The 20,367-nt window shown below is 69.8% G+C and carries 19 protein-coding genes and 1 pseudogene; 3 read left to right on the top strand and 17 right to left on the bottom strand.

All coding sequences use genetic code 11. The annotated features are described in order from the left end of the window. From J2853_RS15485 to J2853_RS15515, 7 genes are all read right to left on the bottom strand, one after another. Positions 1–357: a DUF1048 domain-containing protein gene (locus J2853_RS15485; RefSeq protein WP_307558499.1), complete on the bottom strand. Its 357-nt coding sequence runs from the start codon at positions 355–357 to the stop codon at positions 1–3. After that, on the bottom strand, positions 354–680 hold the full coding sequence (locus J2853_RS15490; protein ID WP_307558501.1) for a PadR family transcriptional regulator: 327 nt from the start codon (positions 678–680) through the stop codon (positions 354–356). Before J2853_RS15490 ends, J2853_RS15485 begins: the two co-directional genes overlap by 4 nt. Before the next feature lie 232 nt (positions 681–912). Continuing rightward, on the bottom strand, positions 913–2,730 hold the full coding sequence (locus tag J2853_RS15495; RefSeq protein ID WP_307558503.1) for an alpha/beta hydrolase: 1,818 nt from the start codon (positions 2,728–2,730) through the stop codon (positions 913–915). A 53-nt stretch (positions 2,731–2,783) separates the two neighbouring features. After that, positions 2,784–4,334 (bottom strand): glycerol-3-phosphate dehydrogenase/oxidase, encoded by a 1,551-nt coding sequence (locus tag J2853_RS15500; protein WP_307558505.1) that lies wholly within the window; start codon positions 4,332–4,334, stop codon positions 2,784–2,786. 76 nt (positions 4,335–4,410) lie between these two features. After that, positions 4,411–5,886 carry a glycerol kinase GlpK gene (gene glpK, locus J2853_RS15505; protein ID WP_307558507.1) on the bottom strand — a complete coding sequence of 492 codons (1,476 nt, stop codon included), beginning with the start codon at positions 5,884–5,886 and terminating at the stop codon, positions 4,411–4,413. A gap of 201 nt (positions 5,887–6,087) precedes the next feature. Further along, positions 6,088–6,831 (bottom strand): IclR family transcriptional regulator, encoded by a 744-nt coding sequence (locus tag J2853_RS15510; RefSeq protein ID WP_307558509.1) that lies wholly within the window; start codon positions 6,829–6,831, stop codon positions 6,088–6,090. 398 nt (positions 6,832–7,229) lie between these two features. After that, positions 7,230–7,892 carry a class I SAM-dependent methyltransferase gene (locus tag J2853_RS15515; RefSeq protein WP_307558510.1) on the bottom strand — a complete coding sequence of 221 codons (663 nt, stop codon included), beginning with the start codon at positions 7,890–7,892 and terminating at the stop codon, positions 7,230–7,232. A 457-nt stretch (positions 7,893–8,349) separates the two neighbouring features. Between J2853_RS15515 and J2853_RS15520 the strand changes: the two genes are divergently transcribed. After that, positions 8,350–9,015 carry a DUF4097 family beta strand repeat-containing protein gene (locus tag J2853_RS15520; protein ID WP_307558512.1) on the top strand — a complete coding sequence of 222 codons (666 nt, stop codon included), beginning with the start codon at positions 8,350–8,352 and terminating at the stop codon, positions 9,013–9,015. A gap of 29 nt (positions 9,016–9,044) precedes the next feature. Here J2853_RS15520 and J2853_RS15525 read toward each other — a convergent pair whose 3' ends face one another. The 3 genes from J2853_RS15525 to J2853_RS15535 all read right to left on the bottom strand — a co-directional run bounded on the left by J2853_RS15525 (position 9,045) and on the right by J2853_RS15535 (position 11,873). After that, positions 9,045–9,758 (bottom strand): alpha/beta fold hydrolase, encoded by a 714-nt coding sequence (locus J2853_RS15525; protein ID WP_307558514.1) that lies wholly within the window; start codon positions 9,756–9,758, stop codon positions 9,045–9,047. Between the two features lie 308 nt (positions 9,759–10,066). After that, entirely contained in the window at positions 10,067–11,209 is a 1,143-nt protein-coding gene (locus J2853_RS15530) for a serine hydrolase domain-containing protein (protein ID WP_307558516.1), read from the bottom strand. A gap of 169 nt (positions 11,210–11,378) precedes the next feature. After that, complete coding sequence (locus tag J2853_RS15535) at positions 11,379–11,873, bottom strand: FBP domain-containing protein (protein WP_307558518.1); 495 nt, start codon at positions 11,871–11,873, stop codon at positions 11,379–11,381. A 70-nt stretch (positions 11,874–11,943) separates the two neighbouring features. On the opposite strand from J2853_RS15535, the gene J2853_RS15540 reads away from it, so the two are divergent. Then, entirely contained in the window at positions 11,944–12,546 is a 603-nt protein-coding gene (locus J2853_RS15540; protein ID WP_307558520.1) for a TetR/AcrR family transcriptional regulator, read from the top strand. 284 nt (positions 12,547–12,830) lie between these two features. Here J2853_RS15540 and J2853_RS15545 read toward each other — a convergent pair whose 3' ends face one another. Beyond that, positions 12,831–13,901 (bottom strand): NlpC/P60 family protein, encoded by a 1,071-nt coding sequence (locus J2853_RS15545; protein WP_307558522.1) that lies wholly within the window; start codon positions 13,899–13,901, stop codon positions 12,831–12,833. A gap of 528 nt (positions 13,902–14,429) precedes the next feature. Between J2853_RS15545 and J2853_RS15550 the strand changes: the two are divergent. Beyond that, positions 14,430–14,957: pseudogene (locus J2853_RS15550) on the top strand (IS5 family transposase); the annotation flags it as partial. 19 nt (positions 14,958–14,976) lie between these two features. Here J2853_RS15550 and J2853_RS15555 read toward each other — a convergent pair. The 6 genes from J2853_RS15555 to J2853_RS15580 form a co-directional block, all read right to left on the bottom strand. Further along, positions 14,977–15,687, bottom strand: a complete 711-nt coding sequence (locus J2853_RS15555) for a 4a-hydroxytetrahydrobiopterin dehydratase family protein (RefSeq protein ID WP_307558524.1) — start codon at positions 15,685–15,687, stop codon at positions 14,977–14,979. Positions 15,688–15,852: 165 nt separating this feature from the next. Then, positions 15,853–16,728, bottom strand: coding sequence for an LLM class F420-dependent oxidoreductase (locus J2853_RS15560; protein WP_307558526.1), 876 nt, complete (start codon positions 16,726–16,728; stop codon positions 15,853–15,855). A gap of 151 nt (positions 16,729–16,879) precedes the next feature. Then, complete coding sequence (locus J2853_RS15565) at positions 16,880–17,062, bottom strand: hypothetical protein (protein WP_307558528.1); 183 nt, start codon at positions 17,060–17,062, stop codon at positions 16,880–16,882. A gap of 198 nt (positions 17,063–17,260) precedes the next feature. Next, positions 17,261–18,337 carry a serine hydrolase domain-containing protein gene (locus J2853_RS15570; RefSeq protein WP_307558530.1) on the bottom strand — a complete coding sequence of 359 codons (1,077 nt, stop codon included), beginning with the start codon at positions 18,335–18,337 and terminating at the stop codon, positions 17,261–17,263. Continuing rightward, positions 18,330–19,247, bottom strand: coding sequence for an N-acetylmuramic acid 6-phosphate etherase (gene murQ / locus J2853_RS15575; protein ID WP_307558532.1), 918 nt, complete (start codon positions 19,245–19,247; stop codon positions 18,330–18,332). Before murQ ends, J2853_RS15570 begins: the two co-directional genes overlap by 8 nt. Before the next feature lie 106 nt (positions 19,248–19,353). Continuing rightward, a complete protein-coding gene (locus tag J2853_RS15580; RefSeq protein WP_307558534.1) occupies positions 19,354–20,364 on the bottom strand; it encodes a GNAT family N-acetyltransferase in 1,011 nt (336 codons plus the stop codon). Positions 20,365–20,367: the final 3 nt, after the last annotated feature.

The following is a 20,367-nucleotide window of genomic DNA, read 5'->3' on the forward strand; positions in this document are numbered from 1 at the left end:
TCAGCCTCCTAGCCGGCCCAGTTTCCTTGCGACGTTCCTGTTCAACTGCTCGCGCCACCGGTCGCGAAAGCTCCGGGCCCCTTCTCCGCCGGCCAGCGCCGCGCAGAAGCCCCCGATGTCGTCACCCAGCACCTCGTGAATGCTCTGCCCATCGGCCGCCGTCTCCTCGAGCAGTCCCAGAGCGCTGTCGAGAATCGGCATCAGGTTTCGACCTGTGAAGTCCCCGTAGGGAAAAAGATGACCCTTGATCTCTTCCCACGCCGCCCGGTGGTCGGCCGGCAACACCGCGGCCCGAACTTCGAACGCCTTCCATTCCCTGGTGAGATCGCTGCCTGTCATGGTCTCCCAGAAGTTCATCTCCCGCCCTCCTTGAGCTTGTCGATCCGCGATGTGACGTACTCCCATTTCGCCCAGAACCTCGCGAGCTCGTCGCGCCCCGCGTCGTTGAGCGCGTAGAACTTGCGCGGCGGGCCCAGCCCGGACGGTCGTTTCGTCACCTGGACGAGCCCGTTCTTCTCCAGTCGCAGCAGGATGGTGTAAACCGTCCCCTCGACGACGTCGGCGAAGCCGAGGTCGTTCAGCCGGCGCGTGATGGCGTACCCGTAGGTCTCCTCGCTGCCGATGATTTCAAGCACGCAGCCCTCAAGCGTGCCCTTCAGCATCTCCGTCAGGTCGTCCATCGTGGGTCCTCTTCGATCTCCTGGTACTCCGTAGCACCGAGTACCACTATACGGTACCACGTAGTAGTGGACCATGCCCAGGGTGTTCCGCGACAGCATGCGTCCCCTGCGGCGGCCCGACGCGTGACACCGTCCTCCGCCGGGCCTGGAATTCCGCCGGGCCTGGAATGACAAAACGGCGGCCGCCCGGAAACCCGGGCGGCCGCCGCTCGCTCGACGGCGTCGAGAACGGTTACGCCATCGTCAGGGTGTTGGTGACCGAGATGAGGACCACCACGGCGGCGTTGATGAAGCCGCCGATGTACGGGTTGCCGGTCGTCCGGTAGATCTTGCGGGACACCACCGCGGCGACCGCCAGGATCACCACGACCGGGAACAGCCAGATGCTGTAGATGCCGCCGAACCCGTCGACCAGGTCGCCGGTCACGAAGAACGTGCCGTACTGGACGATCACCAGCACGAGCGGCGCGAGCGAGTTGAACAGCACCAGCACCGCGGTGTTCAACCCCTCCTTGCCGCGCAGCGTGAACCGGTTGAAGCTGTTGATCGCCAGCGAGTTCGCGAAGAAGTAGATCAGGAACAGCGGCAGGTACAGCAGCGCGATGCCGATCTTGTCCGGTGTGAACGTCTTCACCGCGACCACCCAGAGCCGGAAGTCGGTGGTGAAGAAGTAGTCGACGACGAACACGAGCGCGAACGCGGCCACCACCACGGTCAGCGCCAGCCCGATGCCGTGGAAGAACGCCCGCCAGCCCGGCAGCACGCCGAGCGCTCGCAGGTCCTGCCCGTTACCGCGGCCGAACAGCCGGTACGCGAGCGCCATGATGATCAGCCCGACGACGCCGTTCACCGCGGCCCACAGCCCGATGAAGTACGGCGCCTCCTGCGGCAACCCGGCCGGGGCGAAGTCGTCGACGCGCTGGCTCAGCCAGACGTAGCTGAAGGCGGACACGACGGCGGCGACGACGAGGCCGCCCCAGAACCAGGCGAGTCCCTTACGGGTGGTCGGCACGGCCTCGGCCACGGCGGTGTTCCGCAGCCCGGCGAAGGCGCGGGTGCCGAGCAGCGCCTGGGCGAACGCGACGAGGAAGATGCCGAACCCGATCAGGCCGAGGGTGTTGAAGGCCACCTTGAACTGCCACACCTGGGAGCCGGCCGCGATGGGGTTCGGCGCGCCGAGGGCCTGCTGGAAGAACTGGATCTGGCGGTCGGCGGCGGTGGCCGAGGTGTGACCCCACGGGTGGGTCTGGTTCAGGCTGTACAGCACGCGCATCGCGCCGTTCTGGTCGTACACCTGACCGGCCACGCGCTTGTCGGTGACCTGCGCGGGGTCGGCGCCGAAGTGCAGGAACGACTGCGCGTTGGGGGTCGAGGGGTAGTCCCGCGGCACGGTGACGACGTTGCCGTCGGCGTCGCGGCTGCGGAAGAAGAACTCGTCGTACTGGGCCTGGATGAGGCCGACGTCGCGGGTGCCGTAGATGTTCGCGTACTGCTTGGTCTCGGGGTCGCGGTAGGTCGGGTCGTTGTCGACGAGCAGCGCCGCGGCGATGAGCGGCGCGGGGGCCGCGTTGTCCTCTGCGACGGAGAAGTTCACCGCGCGGGCGCCGAAGGAGTGGCCGCTGACGCCGATCTTGCTCGCGTCCACGTACGGCAGGTCCGAGACGAGCCGCACGGCGTCGTACATGCCGGTGCCGCCGACGGCCTCGGTGCCCTCGGGCAGGTAATCGGAGTTGCCGTGGCCGTACATGTCGATGGACACCACGACGTAGCCGCGCCGGGCGAGCTCGACGAAGTTGAGGTCCTGCATCTCGCGGGTGTTGTACCAGCCGTGGCTGACGACGACCGCGGGGGCCTTGCGTTCAGCGGTGGCGGAGTCGGGTTTGAACAGCAGCGCGCTCAGCAGGTGGCCCGAGCGGGTCTCCCAGCGCATGTCCTTGATGGTGACGCTGCCGCCGGCCGTCTGCACGAACGAGGCGCCGATGCCGGAGATCAGGCACAGCACGAGGGACAGGGCGAGCCAGAATCCGTTGCGGCGCAAAAGGGGCTTCATGGTGGTACCTACTTGTAAGGGGGGTTGCCGGGGAGTGAGAGGCGGGGTCAGGCCTAGGTGAGCAGGGCGGAGATGCGCTCGCGGACCTGGGGGGTGTCCAGGCCGCGGACGGTCAGGGTGGTGCGGCGGCGCACGACGTCGTCGACGGTGGCCGCCCACTCGTGGTCGCGGGCGTAGACGGCCTGGGCCCAGATGTCCGGCCCGCCGGGGTGGATGCGCTCACCGAGCGCCGGGTCCTCGCGGATGAGCCGGGCCAGGTCGAAGGCGATGGTGCCGTAGTGGGTGGCCAGGTGCCGGGCGACCAGCGGCTCCATCCGGGCGCCGGGCTCGCGATCGGTCCACAGCCGCATGGCCACCGCGTCCGGGCTGGCCAGCCCGGGCAGCGGCACCGCGGGCAGGATGTCGGCCAGGTCGTCGCCGAGCGGCCGGCCGGGCAACCGGGACAGCGTGTTCAGCACGTGCCGGCCGATGTGCCGGTACGTGGTCCACTTGCCGCCGGCGACCGAGAGCATGCCGCCACGGCCGCGGGTGACCACGGTCTCCCGGCGCGCCGCGGCGACGTCGCCGGGGCCGCCGGGCAGCACCCGCAGCCCGGCGAAGGCGTAGGTGATGTCCTCGCGGCGCAGCCGGTCCGTGCGCACCGACAGTCCGGCCTCGGCGAGGATCTGGTCGATGTCGGCGTCGGTGGCGCGCACCTCGGCGGGGTCGCCCTCGTACGCCTCGTCGGTGGTGCCGAGCAGCAGGTGGTCCTCCCACGGGATGGCGAACGCCACCCGGTGCCGGTCGATCGGCGTGGTGAGCGCCGCCTTCCACGGCTCGTCGCGGCGCAGCACCAGATGCGCGCCCTTGGACAGCCGCACGCTGGGCGCGGCCCCGGGGTCCTCCATCCGGCGCAGCCGGTCCACCCAGGGGCCGGTGGCGTTCAGCACCAGCCTGGCCTCGACGCCGAACTCGCTGCCGTTGAGGCGGTCGCGCAGTTCGGCGCCGCACACCTGGCCGGAGCGGGTGCGCAGGCCGACGACCTCGGCGTGGTTGAGCACCACGGCGCCGGCGTCCACCGCGGCGCGCACCGTCATCACCGCGACGCGGCTGTCGTTCATCTGGTGGTCGCCGTAGACGGCGGCGGCGCGCAACCCGTCGGTGCGCAGCGCGGGCACCTTCGCCACGGCCTGGCGCGGCGTGATCAGCCGCCCGAGGCCGTCGCCGAACGCCGACAGCGCCGAGTACAGGAACACCCCGGCGCCCAGCTTGGCCGCGCCGTGCGGGCCGCCGCGGTAGATCGGCACCACGAACTGCAGCGGCTTCACCAGGTGCGGCGCGACGTCGGCGCCGAGCGCGCGGCGCTCCCGGTGGTTCTCGGCGACCAGCTTGAGGTTGCCGTTCTGCAGGTACCGCAGGCCGCCGTGCACGAGTTTGGAGGAGGCGCTGGAGGTGGCCCCGGCGAAGTCGCCGGCGTCCACCATGGCCGCCCGCAACCCGGCCTGGCAGGCCATCCAGGTGACCGCGATGCCAAGGATGCCGCCGCCGATGACGAGCAGGTCGTAGCCGGTGCCGGACAGCTCCTCACGGGTCGCGGCGCGCAGGTCGCGGGTGGCGATGGTCATGGATGTGTCCCCTTCGTACGGAGGTCGCCGGGCGGGCCGGCGGAGAGCTGATGCACCGTCGCCGGTACGGACGGGGTCAGTTCTCGACCCAGTCGAGGGTGCGGGCGACCGCCTTCTTCCAGTTGCGGTACTCGCGTTCGCGCACCTCCGGGCCTATGCGCGGCTGCCATTCGGCGGCCTTGTGCCAGTTGGCGCGCAGGGTGTCGGTGTCCGGCCAGTAGCCGATGGCCAGGCCCGCGGCGTAGGCGGCGCCGAGCGCGGTGGTCTCGGCCACCATCGGCCGTACCACCGAGACCGCGAGCACGTCGGCGAGGGTCTGCATGAGCAGGTGGTCGGCGGTCATGCCGCCGTCGGCGCGCAGCGAGGTGAGCGCCAGGCCCGCGTCGGCGTTCATCGCGTCGACCACCTCGCGGGTCTGGAACGCGGTGGCCTCCAGTACGGCCCGCGCGATGTGGCCCTTGTTGACGAACGCGGTGAGCCCGGCGATGACACCGCGGGCGTCGGACCGCCAGTGCGGGGCGAACAGGCCGGAGAAGGCGGGCACGAAGTAGCAGCCGCCGTTGTCGTCCACGGTGCGGGCGAGCGTCTCGATCTCGGCGGCGGTGGAGATGAGGCCGAGGTTGTCGCGCAGCCACTGCACCAGTGAGCCGGTGACCGCGATCGCGCCCTCCAGCGCGTACACCGCGGGGGTGTCGCCGATCTGGTAGCCGACCGTGGTGAGCAGGCCGTGCTTGGAGGCGATCGGCTCGCGGCCGGTGTTCATCAGCAGGAAGCTGCCCGAGCCGTAGGTGGACTTGACCTCGCCGGGCGCGAAGCACGCCTGGCCGAACAGCGCGGCCTGCTGGTCGCCGAGCGCGGCGGCGACCGGGATGCCGGCGGCCGTGCGGCCGTACACCTCGGACGAGGGGCGGATCTGCGGCAGCATCGCGCGGGGCACGGCCAGCACGTCGAGCAGCTCGTCGTCCCAGTCCAGGGTGTGGATGTTCATCATCAGGGTGCGGCTGGCGTTGGTCACGTCGGTGACGTGCCGGCCGGTGAGCTTCCAGATCAGCCAGCTGTCCACGGTGCCGAACAGCACCTCGCCACGCTCGGCCCGCTCACGCAGCCCCGGCGTGCCGTCCAGCAGCCAGCGCACCTTCGGCCCGGAGAAGTACGTGGAGAGCGGCAGCCCGGTGCGGTCACGGAACAGCTGCTCGTGCGCGGCGAGGGAACGGACCAGCGCGTCGGTGCGGGTGTCCTGCCAGACGATGGCGGGGCAGACCGGCCGACCGGTGGCGCGGTCCCACAGCACCGCGGTCTCCCGCTGGTTGGTGATGCCGAGCGCGGCGATCTGGCCGCTGTCGATGCCGGCGCCGCCGATCGCCTCGTCCAGCACGCCGCTGACGGCCTGCCAGATCTCCTCGGCGTCGTGCTCCACCCAGCCCGGCTTCGGGTAGATCTGGCGGTGCTCGCGCTGGGCGACGGAGATGATGCTGCCGTCCCGGTCGAACACGATGCACCGGCTCGACGTGGTGCCTTGGTCGATGGAGGCGACGTAGTCCTGTCGGGGCACGGATTTCCTCGCAAGTTCTTGAGTGATGGTTCGGCATCGCCGAACGCTGAGGGGAATATTATTCGGTCATCGGAGCAAGTCAACAGAGTTTCCCGGACGTTTCCGGACATTTATGCACGTTTCGGCGGCGTTCACCGGAGGGGGCGTGCATCTGAGGGGGCGTGCATCTGAGGGGGCGTGCATCTGAGGGGGCGTGCGCGCTCAGCGGGCCAGGTCGCGGCTGATCGCGCGGGCCGCGTCGCGCACGTAGGAGACCAGCTCCATCTGTGGATCGCCGTCCGCGGTGAGCCGCTCGATGGCGCCACGGATGCCGATCGCGCCGACCACCACGCCGTGATCCTTGATCGGCGCGGCGATGGACACCTCGCCCTCCTCCAGTTCCTCCAGGTCACAGGCCCATCCCTGCGTGCGCACCAGGTCGAGCTCGGCCTCCAGGGCGGCGGCTTCGGTGAGGGTGCGCGGGGTGCAGGCGGCGAGAGGCCGCGCCGGGTCGGTGTAGGGATCGGAGGCGAGCAGCACCTTGCCGAGCGCGGTGGCGTGCGCCGGCAGGTGCGCGCCGACCTGCAGCACCTGCATGCTGTTGTCGGGCCGGAACACGTGATGGATGACGAGCACCTGGCCCTCGTGCAGGGTGCCGATCCACACACTCTCCCGGCTCCTCCCTGCCAGGCCGTCGGCCCAGTTCAGCGACCGTGCCCGCAGCTCGTTGAGGTCAAGGTAACTGCCGCCCAGGGCGAGCAGCGTGGCACCCAGCCGGTACTTGCCGCTGGCCCGGTCCTGCTCGACGAAACCCACGTGCACCAGCGTGCGCAGGATCCCGTGAAGCGTCCCCTTCGGCAGTCCCATCGCCGTGGCCAGCTCGGCCACGCCGAGCTGACGCGAACCGGACGCGAGCAGCCGCAGGATGGCCGCGGCGCGTTCGACGGATTGAATCGTCTCTCCCACGCCGCAACCGTACCGCGCGTTCGGCATTGCCGAACACCAAAAACGCCCGTCCGGCTCCCCGAGCCATGGGCGGGCGATGACGACGCCGCGGCGGTGCTGTGCCGCGGGCGGACCGCGACCGGCGTCAGCCTAATTCGGGACTATCACTATTCGGCCTCTTTGACGTGCCGATTCACGTGGCCGGCGTGACGGTCGGCTACTGAGAGCGTTGTCTTCCGGTGTGGTCCGGACGGGGGCGGGGCCGGTGGGGTCGGTCGGGGCGAATCTGCCGTCCGATGTCATCGGGGCTTCCTGACCGCGGCCCGGACCAGAACTCGAGGCGGTGCGCAGACCGGCACCCAGCCTCCCGATCCTGGCCCGCGAGATCAGACCGTCTCCGGCCGCGGAAACGCCTGTTTTCAGGCTTTCTCGGGGTTCGCCGGTTTACGGAACAGCAGATGACCGGCCTCGAACCTCTCCAACTCCTCCCGCTCGCGCAGCAACCGGGCGACTTCGACGAACCCCGCCCTGCGCGCCAGCTCCGCCACACCGTCGATCGGCCACCGGTACGCCAACGTCACCTTGTGCTCGAACGGCTCAGCCACATGTGAGGCCCCCTCGCGGGACGCCTGGAAAGCGAGCAACAGGTAGCCGCCCGGTGCCAGCACCCGGTCGAATTCGGCGAACACCACCGGCAGTCGCTCAGGCGGCGTGTGAATGATGGAGTACCAAGAGACGACGCCCGCAAGGCCTCCGTCCGGCAGGTCCAGCCCGGTCATCGACCCCTCGTCGAACCGTATGTCCGGGTACTCCTTGCGGGCCAGCTCAATCATCGTCGGCGACAGGTCCACGCCGAAGACGTCCAGCCCGAGGGAACGCAGGAAGGCAGTCCCCATGCCGGGGCCACAACCGAGGTCGGCCACTGGGCCTCCGCCTGCGGCCTGAACCAGTTCGGCGAATGCGGTGAGCAGCCCACGCTCCAACGGCAGCCCTCCGAGGGAGTCGCGAAAAAGCTCCGCATAGATGACGGCGACGCCGTCATAGGAAGTCCGGGTGGTGTTGAGGTAGGAAGGTTCGGTCATAGCCGGGCACCCTAGCCTGTCCACATGCCGGGTGTTCCTCGGCCCGGGGGGGTGCGGAACCCCTGTGCACTGCGGCTCCATACCCGTTTCCCAGGATCACGGACCGCTCCGAACAGGGCAAGCAGAATACATTCGGCTCGCGCTCGGCCTCGGCGTCGCGAGCCAGCCGCTCGGCGACCCGCCGTGCCTCCACCGCGGCGTCCTTGTCAGCGGGCGAGCCTGCCGGCATCGCGATCTCCTCCGTAGTCCCCGACGCCTTCGCCATAGCGTTCACCCTCATACCATCGCAACACACCAGAGAGCCACTGTTGCATTCTATTCAAAACCATCGCAACGATTTTCGAGCATCTACCTGCAATAATGATGATTGTTCGCAACAAGCTTGTTGCCTGAATATAGAAAGCAACGTAGCGTTTCCCATGTCAGAAACAACACGGCACAGCGCAGGGAGCACACCATGCAGACCTTCACCACCCCCGCCCCGATCACCACCGTCCTGGACATCCCCGCCGGACGCATCCAGCTCATCGCCGCCGACCGGGCCGACACCACCGTCGAGATCCGGCCCACCAACCCCACCAAGAACCGCGACGTGAAGATCGCCGAGCAGACCGCCGTCGCCTACACCGACGGCGTCCTGCACATCCACACCCCCCAGTCCGGCCACCAGCTCTTCGGCCCCTCCGGATCCATCGAGGTCACCGTCAAACTGCCCACCGGCTCCCACATCAAGGCCACCACCGCCGGCTCCGAACTGCGCGGCGTCGGCCGCCTCGGCGACGTCACCTTCGACGGCGCCTACCGCCAGATCAAAATCGACGAGGCCGCCGCCCTCCGCCTCACCGCGTTCGACGGCGACGTCGAGGTCGGCCGGCTGGGCGGCCCCGCGGACATCAGCACCGCACGGGGCGACATCCGCATCACCGAGGCCATGGGCGGCACGGTGGTGCTGCGCACCCAGTCCGGTGACATCTCGGTCGGCGCCGCCGCCGGAGTCTCGGCCGCCCTGGACGCCGGCACCTCCTACGGCCGGATCACCAACGCCCTGAAGAACGACGGCACCGCCGACCTGGACATCCGCGCCACCACCTCCAACGGCGACATCACCGCCCGCAGCCTCTGACCCGCGGCCCCTGGCCGACGAGCATTCCGTTACGTATTCTCACTCGCCGCCTTTTCGATGAGGGCCACGGTGGGGCCCGGACGTGAGACGAACACCAGGTGCGAGGCGCCCTCGACCATCTGGACCTGCGCGCCGGAGCGCTGAGCCATGAACTCCTGCGCCGCCGGCGGGATGATCCGGTCGGCACCGCTGATCAGGTTGTAGTTCGGGATCGTGTGCCAGGCCTGCGGTCCGGCGGCGGGCTCGCCGAGGGCGGCGCCGGTGGCCGGGCGCTGCGCGATCGCGAAGAGCGCGGCTTCCTCGGCGAGCACATCCCCTGCGAAATGGGGATGGAACACCCGCGGGTCAATGTAGAGGTCGACCTGCCCATCGGGCAGCGGCACGGGTTTGAGTGACTCGCCCACGGTGCTGCCCGGGAACTTCTCGACCAGTTCCTGTACGCTCTCGCCCGTCTCCGGCACGAACGCCGCCAGGTAGACCAGCGCCTTCACCTCGGGATTGCCGGTGGCGGCGGCGGAGATGACGGCCCCGCCGTATGAGTGGCCGACCAGTACGATCGGCCCCTCGATGCTGTCCAGTAGTGCCTTGACCTGCTTCGCGTCGGAGGAGAGCCCCCGAAGCGGGTTCGGCGCGGCGACGACCGGATAGCCGTCGGCGACAAGCCGCTTGACGATCGTGGTGAAGCCGCTGCCGTCCGCGAAGGCTCCGTGCACGAGCACGATCGTCGGTTTGTTGTGTGCCATTTTTTCCACCTCTCATGACGTGATGGTGGAAAGCTACGGCGGCGCACTGAACGGGAAATGGACGCGAACGAGCGCCGTTCGGAGGCGGGATTCCCAGATCGTTCCATCCGCATCAAGTCGGATCCGCCAACCTGACCCCCGGAGGACGGACAAGCCAAGGGGGGTGGTCGCCTACGATGGCGCCGGGCCGTGGCCGGGCTCGCGGCGCGTAGTACCTTCGTGTCCTTCCCCGGCGGTGCACGAAAGCTGGGTTCGCCCATCGTCGAGCGCCTCTTCCCGTCGACGTACCCGCAAGGCCTCCGTGCGGCTCAATCGTCGATCAGGCACTTACGCACAGCCGCGATCAGACGGTTGGCGCGGGCGTCGCCGTGGCCGATCATGCGGTTGGCGACGTATGCGAAGCCCACGCCGAATTCGTCGTCACCGAAGGTGAACTGTCCGCCTGCTCCGTCGTTGCCGAAGCTGCGCTCCCCCAGCATCGGCCGGAAGGCCGAGTCGAGCAGGAAGCCCGAGCCCCAGCGTGCCCCGGCGTCGAAGCCCAACCATCCTTTGCCGGAGGAAACCTCGCGGACCGCGTCCGTCACGGTGTCCGGTGTGAGCAGCCGCTCTTGGCCCTCGATGCCGGTCACGGCCGCCGCGTACAGCCCGGCGAGTCCGCTCGCTGAGGCCGTGGCGCCCGCTCCGGGCAACTGCATGCCGAGCAGCGCCGGATCGTTCCAGCCGTGCGGCTCGTCGAGACCGGGGAAGACCAGCGCGCCGTTCATCGTCACGATGCGGGTGAGCAGGTGTTCAGGTCCTGGCATCGGAGAGCGCCCTTCGGCCTCGACGAGCCGGGCACGGTCGTCCATCTCCTCGGCGGGCAGGCCTATCCAGGCCCGTAGCCTCAGCGGCTCTCCCACAGCACGGCGGAAGTATGCGCCAGGGGTGAGCCCGGTGATGCGCCGGATGACCTCGCCGATGAGGAACCCGAAGACATGGCCGTGGTACTCATACGCCGTGTCCGGCTCCCACAGCGGTTCCTGCTCCTCGATGGCGTGGATCACCGGTGTCCAGGCGGCGATCTCCTCGAAGCTGAGCAGCGGGTCAAGAGTGGGGAGCCCCGCCCGGTGTCCGAGGACCATGCGACACGTGATGGCCTCCTTGCCGTGCTGTGCGAACTCGGGCCAGTACCGGCTCACCGGGGCATCGAGATCCAATTTTCTCTCCTGCGCGAGGAGGTGGGCGCAGATGCTGACGATGCCCTTGGCGCAGGAGAAGACCGGCACGACCGTGTCCTGTGTCCACGGCCGACCGGTCCGTCCGTCCGCGACCCCGCCCCACAGGTCCACAACCTTGCGTCCGCCGACGAACACGGTGACGGCCGCGCCGAGTTCACCGTATTCCTCGAAGTTTTGGGAGAATGCGTCTGCGAGCGCGCCGAACCGTTCGTCGACGAATCCGCTGCGCTTCATAGTGATCTTCTTCCTCTTGATGCGTTGTCGAAATGGCTTCGGTGTATGCCCATGTACGGGCCCCGAGTCCCTGCGGCCACGATCGTGGGCGGAGTTCCTTGAACCATGTGCCGGCCGGTAGCGCCCCGCAGGGTCGCGTCCGCGGCCGCCCGATCGAGGCCGTCTCAGCTCATGCCAGGATCTTGTCCAGGAACGCGGACAGCTTGTCCACGGTGCGATCGATCTGCTGCTCCACGGTCAGGGACTCTTCGAGGCGCCCGCCCAGGTCGGGGATCTTCTTGCCTCGCACGTACAGGGAACAAGCGAGGTCGGTGCACATGTACACGCCGACCGAGTTGTTGTCCCGGCCGGCCTGACCCGCTCGCCGGGCGGTCATCAAGGAGACGCCGTTGCCGGGGTGTGTGGTCAGGCACAGGGAACACATGCCGCGGTGGAGACGCCCGCGCTGCTGGGTGACCACGCGGAGCGCCACCCCTACGACCTCGCCGCCGCGCTCGGTGACGACGTAACCGCGATCGGGCGCGCCAGGGTCGCACCAGCCCAGGAAGTCCAGATCGTCCCAGGGCTGCTCGGCCAGGTCCCGCGGAAGCGCCAGCCGCTTGGCCTCCCCTCGGGAACAGTTGACGAACGACGTGCGGATTTCTTGCTCACTCACTGCTTTCATGGCGCCGAACGCTACATTGCCTAGGTATATTAGGCAAATATTCGGAGCCCTAGGCAAAGTGGAGGTGCGCGTGGCTCGTGCGGGACTGACATCTGAGCGCGTGACGGAGGCAGCCGCAGAACTGGCGGACGCCGTCGGGTTCGAGAACATCACCGTGTCCGCGCTGGCACGGAGCTTCAAGGTCAAGGACGCCAGCCTGTACTCGCACGTCAAGAACCTTCGGGATCTACGGGAACGGGTCGCGCTGCTCGCCGCGGAGGAGTTGGCCGACCGCATCGCTGCGGCGGTCGCGGGTCGGTCCGGGAAAGAAGCCATGGTCGCGTTCGCCAACGCCTACCGGGACTACGCGCTGGCCCACCCCGGCCGCTACGCGGCGACCCAGGCGGTCCAGCTGGACCCTGCCCTCCTCGCCCGGTCCACCGTCTATATCCGCACCATCGAGCTGACCCACGCGATGCTGCGCGCGTACAGGCTGGTCGAGCCGGACCTGACTGACGCGGGCCGCCTGCTACGTAGTGCCTTCCACGGCTACATCAACCTGGAGGCCAACGGTGGATTCAGCCATTCCCGCGACGTGCAGAGGTCCTGGGAGCAGGCACTGAACGGCCTCCACCTCCTGCTGGAGAACTGGCCTTCGGATTCGTCGCATCACGCAGCGGAGGAAGGGCCATGACGACGAACCCACGCCCATGCGAAAAGACGGCTCCCCACCCGTAAGCGGGTCGCCGATGTGTGGTGGCGAGCGGAGGGCGGCGCGGCGGACGTTGTCGTGAACGGAGGCGTGGGCGTCGGTTGAGGCCGGCACCTCAACGGCCACAAGATGTCCCCGTCTCGGTCCGGCTCGTCGAGGGCGCACAGCACGTGTCCGGTCATGACCACGTCGCGCGTCATGGGTGCTGTCAGCGGTGGGCCGTCGCGGTCCGGCGCCGGCCCACCGTCACACCACACGTCAACCGGCTACCAGGTGCCCAGGACGAGGCGTCCGCCGACGGGGTTCAAAGCGAAGGGACCGGAGGAGGTGTACCACTTGCCGGCGTAAGCGCCGCCGTTCTTCCAGACATGGAAGCTGAAGCCACCATCAGCGTCGGGATACGCGGCCACGATGTCATCGGTGCCGTCACCGTCGACGTCCCCGGCGGCGACGCGATCACCCGTGGCCGTCGTGCTCCAACCACCGGACTCGTAATTGGTGGAACGGGCGAAGGCAGCGCCGCTGGAGGCCCACCGCCAGATCGTCATGGTGCCGTCCCCGTCATCACGCATCATCGCCGGAGCCTCGGCCCCTCCTCCGCCGACGATGTTGTCGTAGCGGATGGGCGTATAGAGGCCGGCGTTGCCGGCGGTCCAGGTGCGCGAGACGGTGCCCTGGCTGCCGGTCTGCTCGATGACGACCGGTTGCGTGTGGGCGCTGTCCCCCCATCGGACGAACAACGCCACGTGATTCTCGTCCCGATCGCCGGTATGCCGCAGGAGCGCGTCCCCCGGCTGCAGGTCGCTGCGGGGGATCTGACGCGCCCTGTTCATCAGGTTGCCGGTCCAGAAGGCGCCCCCGGATCCGCCGAGGCCCCACGCCATCGAGACGAATCCGGAGCAGTCCGTGCGGTAGTCGCCGTACGAGTTGCGATAGCACCTCTCTTGGCTGTAAGGGATGCCGACGTTCAGCCAGTCGCGCGCTCGGGTGAGCACCTGGTTCCGGGTCACCGTCTTGTCGGCGCCGTTGTTGTCGCAGGGCAGGGGCGTGGTCGTCACCGCGAGCAGTCGGGTCGGTCCGTCCGGCGGCAGACCGGGGTACTTCGGCAGCGGCGGGTCTCCGGGCGACGGACTCTGCTCGACCGATGTGACGGCCGGTGCCGGCGACTCATGGTTGCGCGCCGAGTTACCGAGCTCGTCCTGCGCCTCGGAGGCGATGGCTGGACGAGATAGCTCGGCCGCTACGGCCGGCGTCGAGAAGACGGTGACCGGGCCCGAGGCGATGACGGTGACCGCGAGCATCGTCCACAAACTGCGGGACAGGAGGGGGATGTTCATGGCGAGAAGCTTCGGTTGTGCTAATCCAAATACGATCCAAATCGACTCCAAAGCGTTGAAGCTGGTCACAGAGCGATGACCACGGCCGTCCGCTGTACGGGGTCCCGGCGGTGATCGCCGAAAATCCAATGGATATGCCCAGAGGCGGAGCGGGCGCGGCGGCGTCGACCTGGTCGTGGCAATGCTCGCATCGGCCTCCGCCGGTGGCGATGGCGCACACCTTCCCGGCCTTGGTCCGGCTGCGGCACCGCACAGCCGGGGCGTGGAGTGGCTCCGACCGGGTGATCATGCGCGTGCGGCGCGTGCCCAGGGCGCGGCGACGGTGACGGCCGCCACGCCCAGCGTGGCGAACCCGGGTGCGCACCCGGCGACCGGCTGGCGGGCGAAGGAGCGGAAGGCTTTCTCACGCCATGTTTCTCCAGGTTGACGATTGGTGGCGAAAAGCCGCGTATTCCCGTTTTATCCGGAGGCTAGCGAGCCGCCACGGCGCCCTTTAGGGTCTGGTCGAGATCACGCGAAACTGGTGGACGCATGGACAAGCTCCGGCTGAAAGCCGCCCGGCTCGGACGCTCAAGGGGCGGGCAGACCAGCAAGGTCCACCTCGCCGCCGACCGCAAGTGCCGCCCGCTAGCGTTGGTCCTGACCGTGGGACAGGCCGCCGACAGCCCGCAGTTCATCCCGGTGCTGGAGAAGATACGGGTCCGCGGGCCGGTCGGCCGTCCCCGCACCCGACCCGGTGCGGTCGCCGCCGACAAGGCCTACTCCTCCCGCGGCAACCGCACCTACCTGCGGAAACGCCGCATCAAGGTGGTCATCCCGGAGAAGAGGGACCAGGCTGCCAACCGGAAGAACAAGGGCAGCAAGGGAGGTCGGCCCGTCAGTTACGACGCCGACCTGTACAAGGAGCGCAACACCGTCGAACGGCTGATCAACAAGCTCAAGGCCTGGCGAGGCATCGCCACCCGTTACGACAAGACCCCTGAGAGCTACCTCGCCGGCCTCCACCTTCGCGCCGCGATGATCTGGATCAAAGACCTCACCCGGACCACCCCTTGATCACAACCCGATACGCGCCCTAGTCCCTTCCCTGCCATGTCGTCACGCAGGCCTCGTTGCCTTCCGCGTCCGCCAGCACCCAGAAGGCGGGCGCCCGGACGTCGGACAGCAACACCCCGCCCGCCGCCAGCGCGGCCTTGATGCGACCAGGCGCCTCGTCGTGCGGGACCGAGACGTCGAAGTGGATCCGGTTGCGCTGCGGCCGGGGCGCGTCCATCTGCTGGAACCAGATCGCCGGTCCCTGCCCGAGGGGGTCGACGAGCGGGTCCTCCTCCCCCGACGCGCCGGCCTCGTCGTCGTAACCCATCACCGCTTTCCAGAACGGGCGGATCGCGGCGATGTCGAGCGCGTCGATCCCGAGCTCCAGGATCTGGATCGACCGCGTATCCCGCGCACCGACGTCGGCGCCGGTGCGCAGCCCGAGCTCGCTCACCGCCTCGGAGATCCGGCCGGCGAGCTCGACCTCGAGTGGCGTCACCCGGCCGACCTCGAGCGACTGCAGCGTGAGGACCACTCGATCCCTGCGGACGTCCAGCCACAGACTTCCGTCACCGTCGTCACCGGCCGTGGCCACCACGCGCGCGGCGACGTCGGCCGCCTGCGCCAGCGACGCCACGGGCACCGCCGTGCGCACGGTGCCCAGGACATAGCGCCAGCCCAGGTCGCCGACGGCGTCGGAGATCTCCTGCCGGCTCAGCCTCTTACCCGTATCCGGAACCTTCTGCGTCATACCGACATGATCGCAGCAACTCGCGTCCTACGAGGAACATCACCGGACAACTCGTCACCGCGCGTTCGGGCACCCGCGCGGTTCGGTCAGGAGCCGGCCCGTCGCCAGGCGGACAGCATGTCCCGGACGGCAGAGGGATCCTGCGAGGGTCGCGCGTCCCATCGGTCAGCGTCCGGCCGGCGTGATCCCGGAGACCTGTGAGGCGAGCTCGGCCAGACGCGCCAGGGAGGAGTCGTCGGCGGCGTCGGGGACGGCCGCGATGACGTGGTCGATGCCGAGGGCCGCGAGCTCGCCGCAGCGCTGGACGCTCTGATCGACGCTCTGGTCGTCGGCGATGCGCATGTGGAGCGTCTTCTCGATCGCCTCGAAGGGGCGCCCCAGACGCGCGCAGTGCGCGCGCAGCACGTCGAGCTTGTGGCGCACGTCGGCGCCGTGGAGGAAGTTGCAGGCGTCGGCGTACTCGGCGACGAGGCGGAGGGTCTTCTTCTCCCCGCTGCCGCCGATCAGGATCGGCGGATGGGGCCTGGACAGGGCCTGCGGCGAATTGAGCGTGCGCTCCAGCGTGTAGTGCCTGCCCTCGTACGGTTTCTCCTCGCCGCTCCACATCTGCCTGGCGATCTGGAGCGTCTCCTCCAGGCGCTCGAAGCGCTCGGCCGTCGGCGGGAAACGAAAGCCGAGGCCGCGGGCCTCCTCCGCGTACCAGCCGGCACCGATGCCGAGAACGGCGCGGCCACCCGACAGCACGTCCAAAGTGGTGACCTGCTTCACCAGCAGGCCGGGTTCGCGGTAGGAGACGCCGGTGACGAGGGTTCCCAGCGTGACGCGCCGGGTGAGGGCCGCGGCGTAGGCCAGGGCACTGTATCCCTCCAGCATCGGATCCTCCGGAGCGCCGAAGTTGGTGATCTGCCAGTGGTGGTCCATCACCCAGAGGCTGTGCAGCCCCGCTTCGTCCGCGCCGCGGGCGACGGCCGCGAACCTCTCGGCGATGGCCGCGTCGCCGCCGGGCCAGGTGAATCGGGGGCAGGTGAGTCCGAGTTTCATCGAGCGCTCCTTGGGAGCCGGCCAGGCAGGCCGGCGTGTCATGGGTTTCCGAAGGGGTGTGACCGGTGCCGCTCCGACCGCTCCGGTGAGGGCGTGCCCCAGCCGGACGGGATCGGCGCAGCGGTGCCGCACCGTCCGATGAGGGCACGCCTCAGACGAACGGGTCGGCACAGTCGAGGGCCGCCCGCGGGCGGGCCGCCGGGCGGAGAGTCGTCCCGACGGTCGTCACGGCGTCCTCATCCGGAGGGAGCCGAACGCCCGGCAGGGCGGAGGAGTCGTCCTGACGGCCGTCACGGCCGGTCAGGCGGAGGGCGAGCCTCGGTGCGTGGAACACCGGGAAAACCGTGAGCCGTGAACGGCGACGATGGCAGGACCTCACCGCGGAGCGGCGTTCCGGTGGCGCGGGTGGAGCCCGGCGCGGTGGTGAACGGTGGCCTTGTCGAGAGAGACCGAGGGGCGCGGGCGTGTGGTCAACCGGCGCCGCGAAGGGATTCTATCGGACTTCTGGTGACGTTTCGGCCAGGCACGGCGTTCAGGACAGGCGCAGGGCCTCGGCGGCGACCGCGTGGCGGAGGTCGCGGATGCCCGCGCGGCCACGGAGCGGGTGAACGTTGTTGGTCAGCAGGACGACCGTGAGAGCGCGTGCGGGATCGACGACGAGGGAGGTCCCGGTGAAGCCGGAGTGGCCGTATCCGCCGGTCAGCGGGCCGACGATGGCGGGGTCGCCGATGCGCACCCCCAGGCCGTGGCGGAAGTCCGCGCCCTCGGCCCCCTGGTCGCGGGTCATCTCCGCGACCGCTTCCGGACTCAGGATCGGGGCGCCTCCGGTGCGCAGCACCTCGGTGAAACGCACCAGGTCGTCGGCCGTGGAGAAGACCCCGGCGTGCCCGGCGACCCCGCCCAGGCCGTACGCGGTCTCGTCGTGGACCTCTCCGCGCACGCATCCGGAGCCGAGTCGCTCGGGCTTGTCCTCGGTGGCGACGATCCGAGGGCGCAGGGACGCGGCGGGCCGGTATCCGGTGTCCGGCAGGCCCAGCGGGCCGGTGACCCGGGCGTGCAGCAGCGCGTCCAGGGACGCCTTCCCGGCGATCTCGGCCACCCGCCCCGCCGTGATCAGCCCGACGTCGGAGTAGAGGTAGCGCCCGCCCACCGGGTGGAGCGCCCGCGTCGACAGGATCAGCTCCATCCGTGAGGCATGGATCTCGGAACCGTCTCCGGGGATCTCCTCGTGGGCCCTGCGCCCGGGCGGCAGGCCCGCGGTGTGGGTGAGCAGGTGCCGCAGGGTGACCTCCGGTGCCCCCGCGTAACAGGCGGGCAGCCAGGTGGCGACGGGTTCGTCCAGATCGAGGCGTCCCTCGTCGACCAGCGACAGGATGACGGCCGTCGTGAAGAGCTTGGTGATCGACGCGAGATCGAAGATCGAGTCGCGGCGGGCGGGCGGGCGGTCGTCCGCCAGTTCCTCCGAGACCGTCGCGTACCGTACGGTCTCCCCCACCGCGGCGGCGGCCACCGTGGTCCCGGCCACGGCGATCACCGCGACCGCGGCCGAGCACACGCGGGGCACCGCCGCCTCCAGGATCCCGCCGAGCACGGCCGGGGCTTCAGGCACCTTGCGCCCTGTCCGCCCCCAGCGCCGCCTCCAGACGGTCGCCGTGACGTTCCAGCAGGGTCCGGGCGTCGTCGGCGTCGAGACCGTGCTCGATCATCAGCACCGCGATCTTCACGTTCCATCCGGCCGCCTCGAGCGCGGGACGGATGACAGGGAGCTCGGCGCCGGTGATGTCGCCGACCATCCGGGCGGCCCGGTCGGCGAGCTTGGAGTTCATCGCCGACACCTCGATCATGGTGTTCCCGTAGGTCCGACCCAGCCTGACCATCGCGATCGTGGAGATCATGTTGAGGACCAGCTTCTGCGCGGTCCCGGCCTTGAGCCTGGTCGAGCCGGTCACCACCTCCGGGCCGACGATCACCTCGATCGGGTGCAGCACCGCCTCGGAGAGCGGGGTTCCGGCGTTGCACGACAGTCCCACGGTCAGGGCCCCGCGACGGCCCGCCTCGGCGAGCGCCCCGAGGACGAACGGCGCCCGGCCGCTGGCCGAGACCCCCACCACCGAGTCGAGTGCGCCCACCTCCCGCTCGGTGATCGCGGCGGCTCCCCCGGCGTCGTCGTCCTCCGCGCCCTCGACCGAGCGGGTCAGCGCGGGCTCGCCGCCCGCGATGATTCCCTGCACCAGCTCAGGGTCGGTGCCGAAGGTCGGCGGGCATTCGGAGGCGTCCAGTACGGCCAGCCGGCCCGACGTTCCGGCGCCCACGTAGAACAGGCGTCCCCCCGCCTTCATCCGGGTGACGACGGCGTCGACCGCGGCCGAGATCTCCGGGACCACCACGGCCACCGCCGCGGGCACCGTGATGTCGGCCGCGTTCATCAATCGGGCGACCTGCTCGGTGGAGAGCCGGTCGATCTGGCTGTAGCGCGGATCGCTCTGTTCCGTGGCCAGAGCAGCGAGTGAATCAATCATGTCGTCTCATGTCGCTAATTTTCATATCACACTTCTATTGTGTAGATAATCTTTCACAGGTCAGGTCTCGTCACGCGCGCCGTCGTGTCGCCGGATCCGGCCGCCGTCACAGGCCGCGGCCGTAGAGCCAGAAGACCCGTTCGGTGTGCGCCCCGACGGCCCTGGAGTAGAACCCCATCGGCCCCACCCAGCTGATCTGCGCGCTGGTCAGGCCCGCGTCCCGCTGCTCGGCGAGGCAGCGGCGCAGCAGCACCCGGCCGATGCCGAGGCCTCGCGCGGCGGGGGCGGTGCCCATCGGGCCGAACCAGGCGGGCCTGGCGCCCCACGCGGCGAAACCGAGGATCTCCCCCCTCCTGGAGGCGTAATGGCAGCCGGTCGCCCGCTCCACCTCCCACGCCCAGTTCTCGTTCCAGTTCTCCCGGACGAAGGCGCGCACGGCGGCGCGGTCGGCGGGACCGGCCGCGTGGACGGTGACGCCCTCCCTCGCGAGGCGCGCGAGATCGGTGTCCGTCGTCAGCGGAGCGGTCAGGTCGGCGGTCATGTTCCAGGCGGCGTGGTAGCGCTCGTAGCCGAGGCTCTCGGCCAGGCAGGCCGCCGCGGTGTAGCGCACGTCGATGCCCGGCCAGGCGTAGCAGGGTGGATTTCCGGCGAACCGGGCCTCGGCCGCCCCCTCGCCGCGCAGCCAGTCCTCGGCCGCGGCGACCAGCGCCCGTCCCGCGCCCCTGCCCCGGGCGGCCGGATGTACGGCGAGCAGGTCGATGTGCCCCACCGACCGGTCACGCGCCGACATCGAGGCGAACACCACCCCGTCGAGATCGCCGGTCACCAGCGCGGTCCAGCGGCGTTCCGGCGGCGGCGCCGAGAGCAGCGCCACCAGGCGTGGCGCCTCCTCGGCGTCCAGGGTGAGCGCGGCCCCGGCGAGCTCGCCGAGCGCCGAAGCGTCGGCCGCGACCGCCTCGCGGATCCCCTCGGCGGGGGTGGAACCGCCGTCACCTCGCGCGGTACCCCGGCCGAACCCGCCACCGGCCGCCCGGCCCGCGGCCGCCCCGCCGCCGGTCGCCTCTCCCGTGACGGCTCCTCCGACGGCTCGCGTGGCGGGGTCGTAGACCTCTCCCACGGG

The sequence above is a fragment of the Streptosporangium lutulentum genome (assembly GCF_030811455.1).
Lineage (GTDB): Bacteria > Actinomycetota > Actinomycetes > Streptosporangiales > Streptosporangiaceae > Streptosporangium > Streptosporangium lutulentum.

Coding starts and splice junctions, on each gene's coding strand:
- J2853_RS15485 (WP_307558499.1), bottom strand. CDS start 357: ATGAACTTCTGGGAGACCATGACAGGCAGCGATCTCACCAGGGAATGG.
- J2853_RS15490 (WP_307558501.1), bottom strand. CDS start 680: ATGGACGACCTGACGGAGATGCTGAAGGGCACGCTTGAGGGCTGCGTG.
- J2853_RS15495 (WP_307558503.1), bottom strand. CDS start 2,730: ATGAAGCCCCTTTTGCGCCGCAACGGATTCTGGCTCGCCCTGTCCCTC.
- J2853_RS15500 (WP_307558505.1), bottom strand. CDS start 4,334: ATGACCATCGCCACCCGCGACCTGCGCGCCGCGACCCGTGAGGAGCTG.
- J2853_RS15515 (WP_307558510.1), bottom strand. CDS start 7,892: ATGACCGAACCTTCCTACCTCAACACCACCCGGACTTCCTATGACGGC.
- J2853_RS15520 (WP_307558512.1), top strand. CDS start 8,350: ATGCAGACCTTCACCACCCCCGCCCCGATCACCACCGTCCTGGACATC.
- J2853_RS15525 (WP_307558514.1), bottom strand. CDS start 9,758: ATGGCACACAACAAACCGACGATCGTGCTCGTGCACGGAGCCTTCGCG.
- J2853_RS15530 (WP_307558516.1), bottom strand. CDS start 11,209: ATGAAGCGCAGCGGATTCGTCGACGAACGGTTCGGCGCGCTCGCAGAC.
- J2853_RS15535 (WP_307558518.1), bottom strand. CDS start 11,873: ATGAAAGCAGTGAGTGAGCAAGAAATCCGCACGTCGTTCGTCAACTGT.
- J2853_RS15545 (WP_307558522.1), bottom strand. CDS start 13,901: ATGAACATCCCCCTCCTGTCCCGCAGTTTGTGGACGATGCTCGCGGTC.
- J2853_RS15555 (WP_307558524.1), bottom strand. CDS start 15,687: ATGACGCAGAAGGTTCCGGATACGGGTAAGAGGCTGAGCCGGCAGGAG.
- J2853_RS15560 (WP_307558526.1), bottom strand. CDS start 16,728: ATGAAACTCGGACTCACCTGCCCCCGATTCACCTGGCCCGGCGGCGAC.
- murQ (WP_307558532.1), bottom strand. CDS start 19,247: ATGATTGATTCACTCGCTGCTCTGGCCACGGAACAGAGCGATCCGCGC.